We start from the raw sequence: 16,860 nt of genomic DNA on the forward strand, positions 1-16,860 counted from the left end.
CAGGAGTAACACATGAACATTCTGGTTATTGGCAGTGGCGGACGTGAGCACGCCCTGGCGTGGAAAGCCGCCCAGTCACCGCAAGCGGATAAAGTGTTTGTCGCACCGGGTAACGCCGGCACCGCCCGGGAACCGAATCTGGAAAACGTCGACCTGGACGTCATGGACCTGGACGGCCTGGCCAACTTCGCCGAGCAGAACAACGTCGGCCTGACCATCGTTGGCCCGGAAGCCCCGCTGGTGGCCGGCGTGGTGGACAAATTTGAAGCCCGCGGCCTGCGCATCTTTGGTCCCAGCGCTGGCGCCGCCCAGCTGGAAGGCTCCAAGGCCTTCACCAAGGACTTCCTGGCCCGCCAGAAGATTCCCACCGCCGACTACGCCAATTTCACCGATGTCGACGAGGCCCTCGCCTACGTGCGTGAAAAAGGCGCACCCATCGTGGTCAAAGCCGACGGCCTGGCCGCCGGTAAAGGTGTAATCGTCGCCATGACCCTGGCAGAAGCCGAAGATGCCATCCGCGACATGCTCGCAGGCAACGCCTTTGGCGATGCCGGCAGCCGCGTGGTGGTGGAAGAGTTTCTGGACGGCGAAGAAGCCTCCTTCATCGTGATGGTCGACGGCAAGAACGTACTGGCCATGGCCACGTCCCAGGACCACAAGCGCGTAGGCGACGGCGACACCGGCCCCAACACCGGTGGCATGGGAGCTTATTCCCCCGCCCCGGTGGTCACTGCCGATGTGCACCAGCGGATCATGGACGAGGTAATCTACCCCACGGTCAACGGCATGGCGGCGGAGGGCCACCCGTACAAGGGTTTCCTGTACGCCGGCCTGATGATCGATACCAGCGGTGCACCCAAGGTCATTGAGTTCAACTGCCGCTTTGGCGATCCGGAAACCCAGCCGATCATGCTGCGCATGAAGTCAGATCTGGTGGAACTGTGCCAGGCCGCCGTGGATGGCAAGCTGGACGCGTGCGATTCCGAGTGGGATGAACGCGCCTCTGTCGGCATTGTACTCGCTGCCGGTGGCTATCCCGCCAGCTACGACAAGGGCGATGTCATCTCCGGCCTGCCGGACGGTGAAACAGAAGGTGAGAAGGTCTTCCACGCCGGCACCAAACTCAACGGCGACGATGTCGTCACTGCCGGGGGCCGCGTGCTCTGCGCTACCGCTCTGGGCAACACCGTCACCGAAGCCCAGCAACGGGCCTATGAGCTGGCAAAGAAAATCAGCTGGAACGGGATGTTCTACCGCAACGACATTGCCTACCGGGCCATTGCCCGGGAGCAGAGCTGAGGCTCCGGCTCGCCGAGTAACAGCGTCAGCCCGGTCATTGACCGGGCTTTTTTATGGGTTAGTGTTGGCATTCAACAATAGTCATAACGAAAAGGAGTTCCCTGTGCGCCGCCCCCCCCTCAAGCTGTTCCTGCTGCTGACCGTTACCCTGCTGGTCAGCGCCTGCTCCCGCCAGAGCATCTACGAAAACGCCATTGGCTGGGAACGCTCAAGCGCCGGCCTGGAGCCCGCGCAAGTCACCGTTGGCAGTCTGGACATTGCCTATCTTCGCAGCGAAGAACCGGTTGATGGTGACACCCTGGTGCTGATTCACGGCTTCGGCGCCAACAAGGATAACTGGACCCGTCTGGCCAAAGAGTTCCAGGGTGAGTTCAACATCTATGCCCTTGATCTGCCAGGCCATGGCGACAGCAGTAAACCCCTGGACATCGGCTACCGTTTTGAGGATCAGGTAGATTACGTCCACCAGATACTGAAGGAGCTCGGGGTGGAACGCTTCCACATGATGGGCAACTCCATGGGCGGCGCCATCACTGCCCTCTACGCTGCCACCCATCCAGAACAGGTTCACACAGCCGTACTGTTCGACCCTGCCGGTATCTTCGAATATGAAAGTGAGCTGGTGGAACTGGTCATGGATGGCGACAACCCGCTGATCCCGAAACGGGAAGGCGATTTCGACCGCCTGCTGGACTTCGCTCTGGAAAAACGCCCTTTCGTGCCCTGGCCGATCTTTGACGTGATGGAAGAAAAGGCCATCGCCAACCGGGAAGTCAACGAAGTCATTTTCCGGGCCATCCGAGACACCGGCTTCGAGCCGGATTTCCGCAACGCCATCACCAACATCCAGGCGCCGGTTCTGGTGGTCTGGGGCAAACTCGACCGGGTGATTGACTACCGCAACGCCGATGTCTTTGTCGAGGCCATCCCGAACGCGCGCAAGGCGATTCTGGAAGAGATCGGCCATGCGCCGATGGTGGAGGCGCCGGAGGAATCGGCAGCCCTGTTCCGGGACTTTCTTGCCGACCGGCAGCCCTGAAACCATTCGCCACTACAGCTAGGCCCGAAAAAAAGGTAGGCTTCAGAGCTTTGGATTCCGTCGTCAGAAGATTCGCCCATGCCTGAAGCCATCTGGATAAGTTTTGCCTTTGTTATCGGCCTTCTCGTCAAGGGAATCGGTTTGCCTCCTCTGGTTGGCTATCTGGCCGCCGGCTTTGTGCTCAGCGGCCTCAGCGCGACTACCAGCATCACCGCAGAGCCTACCGATGTACTGGCCCACATTGCTCATCTTGGCGTTTTGCTGCTCTTGTTTACAGTCGGCCTGAAGCTGAAGCTACGCTCCATTGTCAGCCCGGAAGTCATCGGCGGCAGTCTGCTCCACTTCGCGATTACCTGTGTGGTGTTTGCCCCCGGCCTCTACCTGCTTTTTGACCTGGACTGGACAACGGCCCTGATGCTGGCGATCGCCCTGTCCTTTTCCAGCACCGTACTGGCCGCCAAGGTACTGGAAAGCAAACGGGAACTCAGAGCCTTCCACGGCCGGGTCGCTATTGGCATATTGATCATGCAGGATCTGATTGCACTGGTGGTGATGAGTCTCGCGGCCGGCAAAACACCCTCAGAATGGGCCGTCATTGTCTTCGGCCTTCCGTTGCTCCGGCCGCTGCTCTACCGGCTGCTGGATGCCAGCGGGCACGACGAACTGCTGGTACTGCTCGGGCTTCTGCTGGCCCTGGTGGTTGGCGGTCTTGGGTTTGAAGCTGTGGGCCTGAGTTCGGAATTGGGTGCACTGGTGTTCGGCGCCATGCTGGCCAACCATCCCCGCTCCCAGGAACTGGCCAAGTCCCTTTGGAGCGTAAAAGAAATCTTCCTGGTCGGTTTTTTCCTACAGATCGGGATTGGCGGCCTGCCAGACCAGCAAGCTCTGATCTTTGCGGCAGTAGCAGCCTTGCTCTTGCCACTCAAAGGCATCCTGTTCTACTTCCTGCTGCTGGCTTTCCGCCTGCGGGCTCGCAGTAGCTTCCTCACCTCGCTGTCACTCACAAATTACAGTGAATTCGGGCTCATTGTCGCCAGTGTTGCCCTGCCAGAATGGCTGGTTCCGCTGGCGATATCGGTTTCCCTGTCGTTTGTATTTTCGGCGCCGCTCAACCGTTTTTCCCACAGTATTTACGAGCATGTTGCCCACAAGCTGGTTCGTTTCGAGAGTCAGAAACGTCATCCTGATGAGCAACCTATCTCGCTGGGTAATACACGGGTTCTGGTGATGGGCATGGGGCGAACAGGCACTGCGGCTTACGATTGGCTTGCGCCCCATGAAACGCGAATCATGGGGATCGACTCAGACCCTGCCAAAACCGAGAAACACCAGAAAGATGGGCGCAATGTCGTCTTTGCAGACGCCGAAGACACCACCTTTTGGGAAGGTCTGCACATGCCGGAACTCAACTCGGTGGTGCTGGCAATGAGTGACATCGAAGGCAAGCTTATCGCCGCGCGGATGCTGCGCAAGCTCGGCTTCGAGGGCTATATCGTGGCGCACACCATGTATGCCGATGAAGCCGTGAAAATTCGCGAAGCCGGCGCCAATGATGCCTACCTCACGATGAGTGAGACCGGTGTGGCCCTGGCAAGTCACCTTATGGACAAATCAGGAATTCAGGCGGCGCAGGTGCGGAACCCGGTGTAAACATCACTGCGAAACGGCAGATACGCCTGCCGGTAGGTGCCACGGATCAGGTTGGATGAGGTGGCACAGCTGCCGCCCTTGGTGACTTTGTGCGTGGCAAACTGCAGGGTCGACATGAACGGGTACATATCTACCTTGAAGCCGTCATAGGGCAGGAACTCGTTGCTGGTCCATTCCCACACAGAGCCAACCATCTGCCGGCAGCCAAACGGGCTATCGCCGGCCGGGTAATCCGACACCGGGTTACGAGCGATGGTCCGGGCATTCATATCCGCCCGCACAGCATCCGGTGACTCATTACCCCACGGAAAACGCCGAAAAGGCCTACCCGGTTTATTGCCCAGCGCGGCCACTTCCCATTCATACTCGGTCGGCAACCGCCGCCCGGCCCAGGTACAGAAGGCTTCCGCCTCCCAGTAACTGACATGGGTAACCGGAGCGTCTGGCTGCAACGGCAGCCAGCGGTCGAACACCCGTACCTGCCACTGTTCGTCATGCCACCGCCAATACAGCGGATGTCGGGGCAGCCGCATCATTGGCTCGCCAACCCCATGGACCAGGCTGACGTCCTGCTCCGATTCCAGCCATTTGCGGCCGCCGAACGACCAGAGTTCGGGACGCCTGTAACCATCATCGTCTACAAACGCCTGGAATTCTCCGTTGCTCACCAGCGTGCGACTGATGGCAAACGCCGGCAGCTCGACCTCAAAACGGGGCTTCTCGGCATCAAAGGCAAAGTCTTCGGTCGCGTACTGTTGCGACTCACCGGGCATGCCAATAACCCAGCGACCGGCCGGGATCTGAGCATCACCGCTGATCGACTCGCCCGGAGCAGGCCGATCACCTTTGTAATCCAAAGGCGCCGGATAGCCGACTGTCTGCCGACACCAGATGAGCGACTCGATGTGCATGTTCTGGTGATAAATGGCGTAGCGGTAGAGATACAGCTCCTGGTCGCTCAGTTCCCCACCCTTGATGCGTTCGGCAACCCGGTCGTAGATGGTGTTGAAATACTTGAGAGTTTCCTCCCGGCCGGGAAACAGATCCCGACTCCAGCGGTCTTTGTGATCGACATGGAATGAATCCCACAGGTCATCCATGGAGGGATCGTAGCTCGGTGTTCCGTCCAGCAGGTTGAAGACAAAGACTTCGTAGAAGAAGGCGGCGTGGCCCATTTCCCAGAGCGGTGGGTTCACACCCGGATGATACGGAACATCCAGTTTCTCTTCAGGCAAGGTAATAATCAGCTGTTCTGTCCGGCTGCGAGCCAGCTCAAGTTCAGCTAGAAGCTGAGATTTCATGTCGTCAACCACCATCAGTGCCACGCTCTCTCGTGTTACTCCCAAGGTATGGGAAGACGTGTCGGGAAGGCGTGTCCAAAAATGTGCGGAGCCATGGATGGCGGAGCAGAAGCGCCACATGGATGTGCCGCAAGGAGCGGTTTTTGGACACGCCTTCCCGACGCGGCTTCATACTCCAGTGAAGAGTAACAAAGAAAAAACCGCCGAGGGCAGAAACCCACGGCGGTTCGATCGCTATCAGCACGATAGGCGACGGAAATCAGGCCACCTCAGGCGGCCTTCTTGCGTTTACGCCGCCAGTCCGCCAGGTCTTCGATCAGCTTGTAGAACAAGGGCACGAAGAACAAGGCCAGGGTACTGGCCACCAGCATGCCGCCAACCACCACCGTGCCGATCTCCTGCCGGCTCACGGCACCCGCGCCGGTACTGAAGGCCAGCGGCAAAGAACCCACGATGAAGGTCAGCGCGGTCATCATGATCGCCCGGAAGCGTTGGCGGGCTGCGGTGCTGGCGGCCTCAAACGAGCTCATGCCCGTTTGCCGGTTCTGGGCGGCGAACTCAACAATCAGAATCGCGTTTTTCGCCGCCAGGCCAATCAGCACCAGCAACCCTACCTGGAAGTAGATGTCGTTGGGGAACCCTCGCAACAGCGAGGCCAGTGCCGCCCCGAACACACCGAACGGCACCGCGGTGGCCACCGCCACCGGCAGGCCCCAGCGCTCGTACTGGGCCGCCAGAATCAGGAACACCAGCAGCAGCCCCATGCCGAAGGCCAGGACGCCAGAATCCGCAGAATCCTGCAGCTGATAGGCTTCACCGGTCCAGCCCAGCAGCGTGTTGCGGTCAAACTGCTGGCTGGCAACTTCCTGCAGCGCAGCCAGCGCTTCACCGGTGGTATGGCCCGGTGTCGGGTCTGCCAGCAGCTTGGCCGCGGGGTAGACGTTAAAGCGGTTCAGGATATCTGGTCCGCTTTCCCGCTCAAGCTCCACCAGAGAACTCAGCGGAATCATTTCGCCGTAGGAGGAGCGCACGAACACTTTGCGCAGGTCATCGGGATGGCTTCGGAATTCACCTTCAGACTGCAAGGTCACCTGCCAGTTCCGCCCCTGCAGAGTAAAGTCGTTCACATACAGGCCGCCAAACGTGCTCTGCATGGTGGTGAAGATCTGGTCAACCGGCACACCTGCCGCCTGGGCTTTTTCCCGGTCGACAATCGCCTGATAGCGTGGGATACCAGTATCCAGGGTCACCCGGACGTTGGTCAGCTCCGGGCGCTGATTCGCAGCCTGGCTGAACCGGTCGGCCATCGCCTTGATCTCGGCCGGTGTCCGGCCACCACGGGCCTGGATGTAACCTTCCACGCCACCGGTGGTCGACAGCCCCTGGATCGGTGGCGGGGTGAAGGCAATAACAAAGGCTTCCGGCATGCCAAACCCGATACCCATAATCTTGTTGGCAATATCGGCCGCGCCCTGACCTTCGCCTTCCCGCTCAGCCCAGTCCTCCAGCGTTACGAACGCGACACCGCTGTTGGTGCGCAAGGCACTGGAAATAATGTCAAAACCGGCAAAGGCGACGACATCTTTCACCTCAGGCAGCTGCAGCATGTTCTGCGCCAGCTCGTCCCGGGTGGCTTCGGTGCGACTGAGGGAGGACGTGGCCGGTAATGAATAAGCCGTCAGCACAAAACCCTGGTCTTCCTGGGGCACCAGCCCGGACGGCATCTTGTTGAGCAGGAAAACGGTGCCACCAATCATGGCGGAAAACAGCAGCACGCCGATCACGGCGTGGCGCAGAAGCCAGTCCACCACCGCCGAGAAACCATTGGTGACCTTGTCGAAACCGGCATCAAACCAGCGGAATACGGTGAGCTGTTTGCCTTCATGGCCGAGCAACAGGGCACACATGGCGGGCGTCAGCGTCAGAGCCACGACACCAGAGATCACCACAGATACCGCAATGGTGATGGCAAACTGCCGGTAGAGTTCACCGCTGAGCCCACCCAGGAACGCAACCGGTGCAAACACCGCCACCAGCACCAGTGTGGACGCCACCACGGCCCCGGATACCTGGCTGACCGTAGTCACGGCGGCATTGTAGGGCGACATGCCCTCTTCCTTGATCAGCCGTTCCGCGTTTTCCATGATGATGATGGCGTTATCCACCACCACACCGATGGCCAGTATCAAGCCGAACAGGGTCAGCAGGTTGACCGAGAACCCCATGGCCTGCATGCCGGCAAAAGTGCCCACCAGGGATACCGGAATGGCGATCAACGGAATCAACGTGGCGTTGAAATGCTGCAGGAACAGGAAGGTCACCACAACCACCAGCAGCACCGCCACGATGAAGGTGGAGATCACCTCCTGAATGGAGATATCAATGAAGCGGGTGGTGTCGTAGGGAACATTGTATTCGAGGCCTTCCGGGAAACGGTCGGCAATTTCCTTCATGGCTTCGTTGACGGCTTCCGCAGCATCCAGCGCATTGGCGCCCGGCTGCAGATACACCCCCATCGGCACCGTGGCTCCGCCGTTGTAGATGGCGGCGAAATCGTAGTTCTGGGCACCCAGCTCAATCCGTGCCACGTCTTTCAGGCGCAACGACGCGCCCTGATCATCACTGCGAAGAATCACTTCGCCAAATTCTTCCGGGCTGGTGAGCCGGCCCGGAGCGGACACACTGAAGGTGAACGCCTGGCCTTCCGGCGCCGGCTCTGCCCCGATCCGGCCAGCGGCAAACTGGGCATTCTGGGCCCGCAGGGCGCCAGCCACATCCGCCGGTGTCAGCTCGAACTGGGCCAGTTTGTCCGGGCGCAGCCAGATACGCATGGAGTAATCCTGGGCGCCGAACAGCGAGGCATCACCGATACCCGGCAGCCGCACCAGCTCATCCAGCACGTTCAGCAGCGCGTAGTTGGAAATTTCCACCACATCCATGGAGTTGTCCGGTGACGACAGGGTAATCACCTGCAGGATTGAGGTGGAACGGGATTCCACCTTCAGGCCCTGGTCCCGGACGGTCTGGGGCAACCGGGCCAAAGCCTGCTGCACGCGGTTGTTGACGTTGATCGTGGCCTGGTCCGGATCGGTTCCGATTTCAAACGACACCGTCACCCGAAAGCTGCCGGAGTCGGTGGCACTGGATTCCATGTAGATCATGTCGTCCACGCCGTTGATTTCCTGCTCAAGCGGCGCCACCACCGAATCTGAAATCACATCTGCACTGGCTCCCGGGAAGCGGCCGTCCACCACCACCTGAGGCGGTACCACGTTGGGGTACTGTTCCACCGGCAAACCCAGCAGGGCCAGCGCCCCGCCAAGGGTAATGATGATCGAGATAACCGATGCGAAGATCGGCCGGTCGATGAATGTTCTCAGCATCAGTTGGCCTCCTCCGGGCTATCCGGATTGGTGACGTTGACGGCGGCGCCATCACGGAGGTTCACCAGACCACTGACAATGTAGCGATCGCCTGCTTCCAGGCCGCTCAGAAGGATTTGCTGGCCATCACTCACTGGCCCAAGCTCCACCTGCCGGACCCGGGCTTTGCTTTCTTCATCAACCACATAGACCACGGGGCCATTCTGCCCCTGGGTTACCGCCTTCTCGGGCACGGTAATCACATCGTCAAAACTCTGCAGTTCCACCCGTACCCGGACAAACTGCCCTGGCACAATCACATGCTCCGGATTCGGGAACACGGCTCGGGCCGACACTGTGCCGGTGCGGGGGTCGAGGGTTGAAGCGGTAAAGTCGATGCGGCCATCAAGGCCATATTCGCTGCCGTCGGCCAGAATCAGGCGCGCCGAGACATTCTGCTCCTGGTCTGCCCGCACCATGCCCTCACGAGCAGCACGGCGAATGTTAGCGTCGTTTTCCGGCAGCGCAAAGCGAACGTGAACCGGGTCCAGCTGAACAATGGTGGTCAACAGGGTGCCGGTATCGATCAGGCTGCCCTCCGGAAAATCCTCCAGACTGGTCACGCCACTGATCGGCGCCGTGACATCGGTATACCCGAGATCCAGTTCAGCCTGGGCCACGCCGGCATTGGCCACGGCCAGATTGGCGCGGGCCAGTTCCAGTGCTGACTGCGCCGAGTCACGATCCCGTTCACTGACGGCGTTGCGCTCAAACAGCGAGGAAATACGGTTCCATTCCCGTTCCGCCTGCTGGACATCCGCCTCGGCAACCTGTCGCTGGGCCCGGGCTCGCTGCAGTGCTGCCGCTGCGGGCTTGCGGTCGATACGGAATAAGGCATCGCCTTCCCGCACCATCTGGCCTTCTTCGTATAGCCGCTGCTCCAGAATGCCGCTGATGCGGGCCCGGACTTCAACCTCCCGGGCACCGCGGGCACGGCCGGCATAATCCTGCCTTACCGTGACATCGGCCGGCTCCGCCTGTTGCACTACCACCGCCGCCGGAGGCATTCCGCCCGCGCCAGCCTGCTGACCCTCGCCATCTTCACTGCTGCACCCTGCCAACACCAGCAGCGCAGATAAACCAAAAAACATCAGTCCCTTACGGGCGCTAGGGCGATGATACATTTCAACGGGCATGGCGCGGTCTCCTGAACACCGAAACAGATCGTGTCATCAATAATAAATTTGTGTCCGGGCAAGCCAGCCCGGAATGGTAATCGGAAAGATCAGGCAAGATACATTCATCCATGTATGTATGTAAACTGCTTTCCGGTATACTTACGTATTTCCCCGCAGGCGTTTCATACCCTGACGGGGCCGGACAACACCCGGCGCAACACACCACCGGAAGACTCCATCATGGCGAGAAAGACCAAAGCCGAGGCGGAAGCCACCCGCGAATCCCTTCTTGATGCCGCCGAAAGCGTATTCATGGAGAAAGGCGTCGCCCGGGCATCGCTGGAAGAAATCGCCCGTACCGCCGGTGTTACCCGGGGCGCGGTGTACTGGCATTTTCGCAACAAGCAGGACATCCTGGATGCCATGCTGGAGCGCGTTCGCGCACCCCTTGGCGAAATGCTTGATGAAGCGGCCACCAGCCAGGACAGCCTGACCAACCTGAAGCATCTCTGCATTATAGCGCTCAGCAAGCTGGCCGAAGACGAACGGTACTTCCGGGTGTACTACATACTTTTCCACCGTAACGAGTCTGATCAGGCCCTGAACAAACATCGGGAGCTTGCGGAAGAGGGCATTGCCTTTGTCACCGACATTTTCCGCAGCCCTGAAAACGCGAAACAACTGCGCCCGGGCCTGAGCCCGGAACTGGCGGGCTATCTGGTGCATACCCAGATGCTGGGGCTGTTCTTCGACTGGCTGGCCAAACCTGAACGCCTGCCTCTGGCGGAGGTTGCGCCAGTGCTGGTCGAAACCGTTTTCAGCGGTCTGCTGGGCAAGCCCGACGCCTGAGCTCCAGTCAGCCCCATACCCAGAGAATAACCGGCACGGCCGTGGCCGTGACCACCACAGACAGCGGCAGCCCCAGGCGCCAGTAATCGCCGAACCGGTAACCCGCCGGCTCCATCACCAGCGCATTGGACTGGTGCCCGATCGGCGTCAGAAACGCACAGGATGCACCAATGGCGACCGCCATCAGGGTGGCATCCGACGACAGCCCCAACTGACCCGCAACGCCCAGGGCAATAGGTGCGACCAGAATAGCCGCCGCGGCATTGTTCACCACATTGGACAACAACATAGTGCCGACAAGAATAATGGACAGCACCAGCCAGGGTGCTTGCCCTTCACTGATGGCCAGAATCTGACGGGCAATAAGGTCGGCGCCGCCGGTGGTTTCCAGGGCCTGCCCCACCGGAATCATCGCCGCCAGCAATACCACTACCGACCAGTCGATGGCCTTGTAGGCGTCGCTGGCCTCCAGCAGTCCGGCCAGCACCATGGCAACGGCGCAGGCCACCAGAGCAACGGGAGGCGTCACCCAGCCGGCGACAATACTGACGATGGCAACTGCAAACAGCCCGCCGGCCAGCCCAAGGCGTTTCTCCCGGCCAAACGCCAGCCCCCGCTCAGCCAGCGGCAGACAGCCCAGCGTCCTCAGATTAGCCGGAAGCGTCTCCTCGAAGCCCTGCACCAGCAGGATATCACCGGAACGAAAACGGATATCCGCCAGCCGCTGTTTGAGACGGTGGCCCTGCCGGGCGACGGCCACGACGTTGACACTGTAGCGCTCCCGAAGATTCAGACGGTTTGCGGTACGGCCGACCAGCTGTGAACCGGGAGTCACAACCGCCTCGATCAAGCGGGCATCGCCAGCAACCAGCTCATCCTCCGCCTGTTGCCGACGCCCTTTGCCCCCGGTGCCATCCTTCTCTACTTCCTCGTTCGGCGCGCCCGAAGCCAACGTCAGACCGGTGATCTCCAGAAACTCGCCCAGACTCTCAGTATCGGCTTCCACCAGCAGGACATCATTTTCACGCAGAATGGTAAAGGTTGAGGGTGCCGGCGTTGTTTTGTCATCGCGGATCAACGACAAGACCACCAGATTGTTCTGGCTGTCTCCGGCCGTCAGCAGGTTGTGCAGGGTGCTACCGGCATAGTCAGAACCTTCGGTCAGTTTCAGCTCCGTCAGGTAATCGCCCACGCTGAACAGTTTCTCGCCGGCGGCAGGATCCTCCCGCTTAGGTGTCAGGCGCCAGCCAATCAGCCCGATAAAGACGATGCCCGCCAGGGTAATTGCCAGCCCCACGGGAGCAAAGTCGAACAGCCCGAAGGCTCCGACTTCACGATAGCTGGCGATGATAATGTTGGGTGGGGTACCAATCAGCGTAATGGTGCCGCCCAGCAGCGACCCGAATGCCAGCGGCATCAGCAGCAGTGACGGAGAACGCCCGGCTTCCCGGGACATCCAGATGGCGACCGGCATCAGAAGCGCCAGTGCCCCCACATTGTTGATAAATGCCGAACACACGGCCACCACGAGGGTCAGGGTCAGCACCTGAAGCACGGCATTGTTCCCTACCCGGGCCAGCAGCCGCGCCACCTGGTCCACCACACCACCGTTCACCAGTCCCTGGCTAATGACTAACACCGCCGCCACGGTAATCACGGCCGGGTGCCCGAAACCAGCAAATACGCTGTCAACCGGCACAAGCCCTGCGATAGCCACCGCCAGCAGCGCCAGCATGGCGACAACATCAAACCGCAACCGGTTCCAGATAAACGCAGCCAGGGTGACAAACAGAACGGCAAACACAATCCATTGATCCGCTACCATGCCCCTCGACTTCCTCCATAACCGTCAATAAGTTTTACAGATCGAGCCTGCACCGGCTCCGGAGCCATCAGCAAGCATCTGTATTAACGGGATTACCCGATTCTGGTGCAAAACCTGCTATCGATCAGCTGAGACATTACCTGCATGGAAGCCCAGGCAGGTCACAGGGTCGTGGTCGACTATAGCAGTTCCCGCAGCAGTCCCCTCTCATTTTCGAATGCAGCGTTGTCGGTTGTTCAGTCCCTTTGCCGGAGCAAAGCTATGGAACAGAAACGACCGCTTGTCTGGTTGTCAGCGGCCCCTGATGCTGAAAATACACGGCAGCCCAGCCTTCCCGGGTGGCAGCTGACCGTCATCAGTAGTCGGCATGCCCCCGTACTGCCAATGCCCGACTATCTGGGCAAACCCGTTGGGGTCTGTGTTCTGGCTGACCAGGACCCGGCCGCCCTGGAGACCATCAGAGGCTGGCTGGAGATGCTTCCGGTAACCTCCTGGCTGGCCATGGTCAGGCGACGGCAACTGAATGACGCGGCGGTCTGTCGCCTGATCCGCGACTACTGCCAGGATTACCATACCCTCCCACTGGACCACCAACGACTGATCAACAGTCTGGGCCACATGTGGGGCATGCATTCCCTGAGTGCGCACCTGACAGGACCGGAACTGCTCAGTTATCAGGACTATGTACTGGATGGCCCATCGCCGGCCATTCGTCAGGCTCGCAGCCTGTTGCGACGCTTTGCAGCGACCCATGAACCCGTCATCGTTTACGGGGAGAATGGCACCGGCAAGGAGGCAGCGGCCCGGTTTATCCATGAACACTCGCCGCGCCATCACGGGCCTCTGGTTGTCATCAACTGCGCCGCGTTACCAGAGTCCCTGACCCAGAGCGAACTGTTCGGCCATGAGCGGGGTGCCTTCACGCACGCTCTGAAATCCAGAAAAGGCCGTATCGAAGCCGCCAATGGCGGCTCTCTGGTGCTACTGGGTGCCGACGAACTGGGCCTTATGCAGCAATCTGCCATCCTGCGTTTTCTTGAGGAAGGCACGATCGAACCCGTGGGCTCGAACCATGCCGTGCAGGTGGATGTACGGGTAATCGCCACCTGCAATTCCCAGCTGGACCAGAAAGTCGCCCAGGGCAATTTCAGAAGCGACGTTTTCTACCGGCTTGGTAACCTCACGGTGACCCTGCCACCACTCAGGGAACGTCTGGAAGACCTTCCGTACCTGGCCCGCCGGGCCCTGGGCGCATTCGAGGGAGAACACTACCGGCTTGGTAACGCCACTTTGCTGGCCATGGCCGCACATTCCTGGCCGGGCAATCTGCGGGAACTGCAGAACCGGCTCCGGCAGGCCGTTCTGCTTGCCCGGCAATTAAACATCCAGCCCGAAGACCTGGGGCTGCCTCCGGCCACATTACCCACACACATCGACCAGTTCAGCCTGGAGGCCTACCGGGCCCGGGCCGACCAGGAAGCCATCGCGACCAGCCTTGCCCTGACGCATCACAACGTCTCGGCGGCGGCGAGGCTACTGAATATTTCCCGAGTGTCGTTTTACCGACTGCTGGAAAAACACCAGCTGCAACCACCGTCGAACCACGGCCTTCCCAAGAAACGCGATCATGGAGATCTGTCATGAAACGTCTGGCCCTGTTCAGCTTCAGCCTATGCCTTACTCCGCTTGCCCTGGCCGAACCGCCTGCTCCGGATGAACGCACCGCCGGAACCACCGAGCAGCGGGAAGCGGCGGCCCAGGACAGCGCAACCACGATTGCCTCCATTACCGCAGACCGGGGTATCGTCACCCGGCCCGGGCGATTTACCATCGAGCCATCGTTTTCCCATGCCCACAGCAACGCCACCCGCGTGGCGGTTGAGGGGTACACAGTCATTCCGGCTCTGTTGGTGGGATTGATCAACATCTCCGAGATCCAACGCGATATCTTCGTCAGCGCGTTATCCCTGAAATACGGTTTCACCAGCCGGCTGGAAGGCAGCCTGCGATTGCCCTACCTGAGCATTCGGGAAGACCTTCGGGAACGGGAAGTGTTTCAGGGAACGCCGGTCGATACCGTCCGGGAATCGTCCGGTGATGGCATCGGTGATGCCGAGTTATCGATACGTTACCAGCTCAACGATGGCCTCGATGGCTGGCCTTACCTGATCGGTACGTTCCGGGCCCGGGCGCCCACCGGCGAAGGCCCCTACGATGTCGACCAGCGAATCATTACCGACAGCAGCGGCAACCCCATCGGGGTAGAGCTGGCCAACCGCCCCACCGGTTCAGGCTTCTGGGCGGTGGAACCGGGACTTTCCTTTATCTACCCGAGCGACCCGGCGGTTCTGTTCGGAAACCTGAGCTACGCCTGGACCATCAAGGAAGAGCAGGGCTTTGAAAACGGCGGCACCGTCGACCCTGGCGATGTGGTGCGATTCGGCTTCGGAATGGGCTTTGCGTTTAATGAACGCACTTCGTTCAGCCTGGGCTACGATCATTCTGTCATTCGCAAAACCACCTTTGAACATGGCAACGACCTGTTCTCGTCCAACTTCGACCGAATTCAGGTGGGCTCCTTGTCCTTTGGGCTGTCGCACCGGCTATCGCCCTCAACCACCATGAGCCTCACCGTGGCGGTGGGAGTCACCGACAATGCTCCAAACAGCGAGATCACCCTCAAGCTGCCGATCAATCTCTGAGGCTGATCACGGCAACATGGGCAGACTGAAATCCCGAGGCAACCGATAGGCGCCACCGAGGTTGTTCAGTTCAATATTCAGTTGCCGGATGTTCTGGATAGTGGTTCCGTTCAGGCTGTTCTGGATGACCGTCATCCAGCCGCCCGAGCCGGCCACTGCGGTATCAAGCGCCAGTTGCCCTGCTCCGCTCTCCCAGGCTCCCTGAATGGATGCCAACTGGGTACTGAGTCTGTCTGCGGCCATGGGATCATTCAGATTCGGAATGGTCAGGCGGTTCACCACCAGGGTCTGACCGTTCACGGCCAGTACCTGCTCAAGGCCGATGGAGATCTCCAGATTGTTCATCACAAAGCCGCCCCGGAGCTGATCCAGCTCGGTATCCGCCAGGCTGGTAACAGGTAGTCTCAGCTCGGCATGAACCGGCCCGGCTAGCAGACTCAGAGTAATCAGAACAGCCCATCCTTTAACCATGGTCTTACCACTCCTGTGTACTGGGCCAGTATGGCAGGGTATGTCCCAATGCCGGTGAGCCAAGCCCCTTGAATAGAGGTGCCCGGGCCAGGCCCGGCCAGTCGTCCCGATCCAGAAAACTGGCTCGCCCCATATCCAGATGGCTGCGTATCACGAAGGCGGAGCCATCCCAATGCTTCTGAAATTCTGCCCAACTGTAGGCTTTAAGCCCCCGGGCCGGATCGCCCACCAGCACTTCCTGATCACTGATGCCCTTGATCACCACAAAATGTCGATAACCTCCCAGCGTTACCAGAGCAATTACCGGAACGCGAACCTGATCCCGAAGGCCGGCTAGCGGCATGCGGAATCCGTCCGCCAGATAACCTTCGGACTCCAGATACCGTTTCATATCCAGCATGGAGAAGCCCTGCTGACGCACTTTGTCCTGATCCGCCAGAGTCCACATGCCTTGAAATACTTCCTGCTCACTGACCTCATCGCCGTAGTGAAAAGACAACAACGATGCCAGTGCCGCCGAGCCACAGCTGAAATCGTATTCCTGCTGGAACACAGCTGAAAATCGCTGATTCTGAAAACTGGTGACAGACACCGGAACATCCCCGGCAGGCCCGGGGACCAACACGGTGCCGGCGTGACCGGCGGTTGACAACATTCCGGCCATCACACCGGCCAGACAACCCCTGAAAAGCGACCGGCGGGAAAGGCCGCCACGCCTGGGTGCTACGGGAGTTGCCGACCGCACCTGACGGATGCGTTCCTGACGGTTCCCGATGCGATTGGTAGCCATGGCGGCCGCCCCTCCTCAATGGTTGATGAGAATATTGATTTGCGTGCTGTCCTGAATGACCACCTGGTTGCCGGTGTTCTGGATGACGGTGGCAATGCCGCTCATGTTGCCGAAAGCCTGATCACTGATACGGTTGTCTCCCGTCTTGACCGGGCCAGACAACACATTGCCAGAGACCAGAGCGTTCTGTTCTGACTCATTGAGTTGCCACTGGAGCGGAATTCCCTGTCGCCCGCTGGCAGCCTCCAACTGATCAGCACTCATTGGTTCCGCATCAGGCCAATCCCCGGCCCAGCTTGCAGACGCCACAGACACCAGCGCAGCCATCAGCATCCTGTTGATGAATCTGGCCATGACACATCTCCCGACAAAACCGGGCTGCCCTGGCCGGGCA

13 protein-coding genes are annotated in these 16,860 nt (G+C 59.9%); 6 read left to right on the top strand and 7 right to left on the bottom strand.

Annotated features, from left to right (window positions below; translation table 11 throughout):
• The first annotated feature begins 12 nt into the window (after positions 1-12).
• The 3 genes from purD to ACF8YQ_RS15895 all read left to right on the top strand — a co-directional run bounded on the left by purD (position 13) and on the right by ACF8YQ_RS15895 (position 3,988).
• Positions 13-1,299 carry a phosphoribosylamine--glycine ligase gene (purD, locus tag ACF8YQ_RS15885; RefSeq protein WP_014422718.1) on the top strand — a complete coding sequence of 429 codons (1,287 nt, stop codon included), beginning with the start codon at positions 13-15 and terminating at the stop codon, positions 1,297-1,299.
• Between the two features lie 103 nt (positions 1,300-1,402).
• On the top strand, positions 1,403-2,338 hold the full coding sequence (locus ACF8YQ_RS15890) for an alpha/beta fold hydrolase (RefSeq protein ID WP_396621952.1): 936 nt from the start codon (positions 1,403-1,405) through the stop codon (positions 2,336-2,338).
• Positions 2,339-2,416: 78 nt separating this feature from the next.
• Positions 2,417-3,988 carry a cation:proton antiporter gene (locus ACF8YQ_RS15895; protein ID WP_396621953.1) on the top strand — a complete coding sequence of 524 codons (1,572 nt, stop codon included), beginning with the start codon at positions 2,417-2,419 and terminating at the stop codon, positions 3,986-3,988.
• Here ACF8YQ_RS15895 and senA read toward each other — a convergent pair.
• From senA to ACF8YQ_RS15910, 3 genes are all read right to left on the bottom strand, one after another.
• Positions 3,958-5,304 carry a selenoneine synthase SenA gene (gene senA / locus ACF8YQ_RS15900; RefSeq protein ID WP_396623319.1) on the bottom strand — a complete coding sequence of 449 codons (1,347 nt, stop codon included), beginning with the start codon at positions 5,302-5,304 and terminating at the stop codon, positions 3,958-3,960. The genes ACF8YQ_RS15895 and senA overlap by 31 nt on opposite strands.
• Before the next feature lie 254 nt (positions 5,305-5,558).
• On the bottom strand, positions 5,559-8,672 hold the full coding sequence (locus tag ACF8YQ_RS15905) for an efflux RND transporter permease subunit (protein WP_396621954.1): 3,114 nt from the start codon (positions 8,670-8,672) through the stop codon (positions 5,559-5,561).
• Positions 8,672-9,847: an efflux RND transporter periplasmic adaptor subunit gene (locus ACF8YQ_RS15910; protein WP_396621955.1), complete on the bottom strand. Its 1,176-nt coding sequence runs from the start codon at positions 9,845-9,847 to the stop codon at positions 8,672-8,674. Before ACF8YQ_RS15910 ends, ACF8YQ_RS15905 begins: the two co-directional genes overlap by 1 nt.
• A 222-nt stretch (positions 9,848-10,069) precedes the next feature.
• Here ACF8YQ_RS15910 and ACF8YQ_RS15915 point away from each other — a divergent pair, with 222 nt between their 5' ends.
• Positions 10,070-10,678: a TetR family transcriptional regulator gene (locus ACF8YQ_RS15915; RefSeq protein WP_396621956.1), complete on the top strand. Its 609-nt coding sequence runs from the start codon at positions 10,070-10,072 to the stop codon at positions 10,676-10,678.
• A gap of 7 nt (positions 10,679-10,685) precedes the next feature.
• Here ACF8YQ_RS15915 and ACF8YQ_RS15920 read toward each other — a convergent pair whose 3' ends face one another.
• Positions 10,686-12,503 (bottom strand): SLC13 family permease, encoded by a 1,818-nt coding sequence (locus ACF8YQ_RS15920; protein WP_396621957.1) that lies wholly within the window; start codon positions 12,501-12,503, stop codon positions 10,686-10,688.
• Positions 12,504-12,764: 261 nt separating this feature from the next.
• Between ACF8YQ_RS15920 and ACF8YQ_RS15925 the strand changes: the two genes are divergently transcribed.
• Entirely contained in the window at positions 12,765-14,147 is a 1,383-nt protein-coding gene (locus ACF8YQ_RS15925; RefSeq protein WP_396621958.1) for a sigma 54-interacting transcriptional regulator, read from the top strand.
• Positions 14,144-15,205 carry a transporter gene (locus ACF8YQ_RS15930; RefSeq protein ID WP_396621959.1) on the top strand — a complete coding sequence of 354 codons (1,062 nt, stop codon included), beginning with the start codon at positions 14,144-14,146 and terminating at the stop codon, positions 15,203-15,205. Before ACF8YQ_RS15925 ends, ACF8YQ_RS15930 begins: the two co-directional genes overlap by 4 nt.
• A gap of 6 nt (positions 15,206-15,211) precedes the next feature.
• Here ACF8YQ_RS15930 and ACF8YQ_RS15935 read toward each other — a convergent pair whose 3' ends face one another.
• Genes ACF8YQ_RS15935 through ACF8YQ_RS15945 form a run of 3 tightly spaced genes read right to left on the bottom strand, consistent with a single transcriptional unit; the run spans position 15,212 to position 16,820 of the window.
• Entirely contained in the window at positions 15,212-15,676 is a 465-nt protein-coding gene (locus ACF8YQ_RS15935) for a hypothetical protein (protein ID WP_199454020.1), read from the bottom strand.
• 4 nt (positions 15,677-15,680) lie between these two features.
• Entirely contained in the window at positions 15,681-16,466 is a 786-nt protein-coding gene (locus ACF8YQ_RS15940; protein ID WP_396621960.1) for a C39 family peptidase, read from the bottom strand.
• Between the two features lie 15 nt (positions 16,467-16,481).
• The gene (locus ACF8YQ_RS15945; protein ID WP_011786875.1) at positions 16,482-16,820 is read right to left on the bottom strand and encodes a hypothetical protein; all 339 of its coding nucleotides are present in this window, start codon (positions 16,818-16,820) and stop codon (positions 16,482-16,484) included.
• Positions 16,821-16,860: the final 40 nt, after the last annotated feature.

Source organism: Marinobacter sp. W-8 (assembly GCF_044342215.1).
GTDB lineage: Bacteria > Pseudomonadota > Gammaproteobacteria > Pseudomonadales > Oleiphilaceae > Marinobacter > Marinobacter nauticus.

What these genes read in the sequence shown, in the direction of transcription:
- ACF8YQ_RS15910 (WP_396621955.1), bottom strand. Translation starts at nt 9,847, where the DNA reads ATGCCCGTTGAAATGTATCATCGCCCTAGCGCCCGTAAGGGACTGATG.
- senA (WP_396623319.1), bottom strand. Translation starts at nt 5,304, where the DNA reads ATGGTGGTTGACGACATGAAATCTCAGCTTCTAGCTGAACTTGAGCTG.
- ACF8YQ_RS15930 (WP_396621959.1), top strand. Translation starts at nt 14,144, where the DNA reads ATGAAACGTCTGGCCCTGTTCAGCTTCAGCCTATGCCTTACTCCGCTT.
- ACF8YQ_RS15895 (WP_396621953.1), top strand. Translation starts at nt 2,417, where the DNA reads ATGCCTGAAGCCATCTGGATAAGTTTTGCCTTTGTTATCGGCCTTCTC.
- ACF8YQ_RS15925 (WP_396621958.1), top strand. Translation starts at nt 12,765, where the DNA reads ATGGAACAGAAACGACCGCTTGTCTGGTTGTCAGCGGCCCCTGATGCT.
- ACF8YQ_RS15915 (WP_396621956.1), top strand. Translation starts at nt 10,070, where the DNA reads ATGGCGAGAAAGACCAAAGCCGAGGCGGAAGCCACCCGCGAATCCCTT.
- ACF8YQ_RS15935 (WP_199454020.1), bottom strand. Translation starts at nt 15,676, where the DNA reads ATGGTTAAAGGATGGGCTGTTCTGATTACTCTGAGTCTGCTAGCCGGG.
- purD (WP_014422718.1), top strand. Translation starts at nt 13, where the DNA reads ATGAACATTCTGGTTATTGGCAGTGGCGGACGTGAGCACGCCCTGGCG.
- ACF8YQ_RS15945 (WP_011786875.1), bottom strand. Translation starts at nt 16,820, where the DNA reads ATGGCCAGATTCATCAACAGGATGCTGATGGCTGCGCTGGTGTCTGTG.
- ACF8YQ_RS15920 (WP_396621957.1), bottom strand. Translation starts at nt 12,503, where the DNA reads ATGGTAGCGGATCAATGGATTGTGTTTGCCGTTCTGTTTGTCACCCTG.
- ACF8YQ_RS15940 (WP_396621960.1), bottom strand. Translation starts at nt 16,466, where the DNA reads ATGGCTACCAATCGCATCGGGAACCGTCAGGAACGCATCCGTCAGGTG.
- ACF8YQ_RS15905 (WP_396621954.1), bottom strand. Translation starts at nt 8,672, where the DNA reads ATGCTGAGAACATTCATCGACCGGCCGATCTTCGCATCGGTTATCTCG.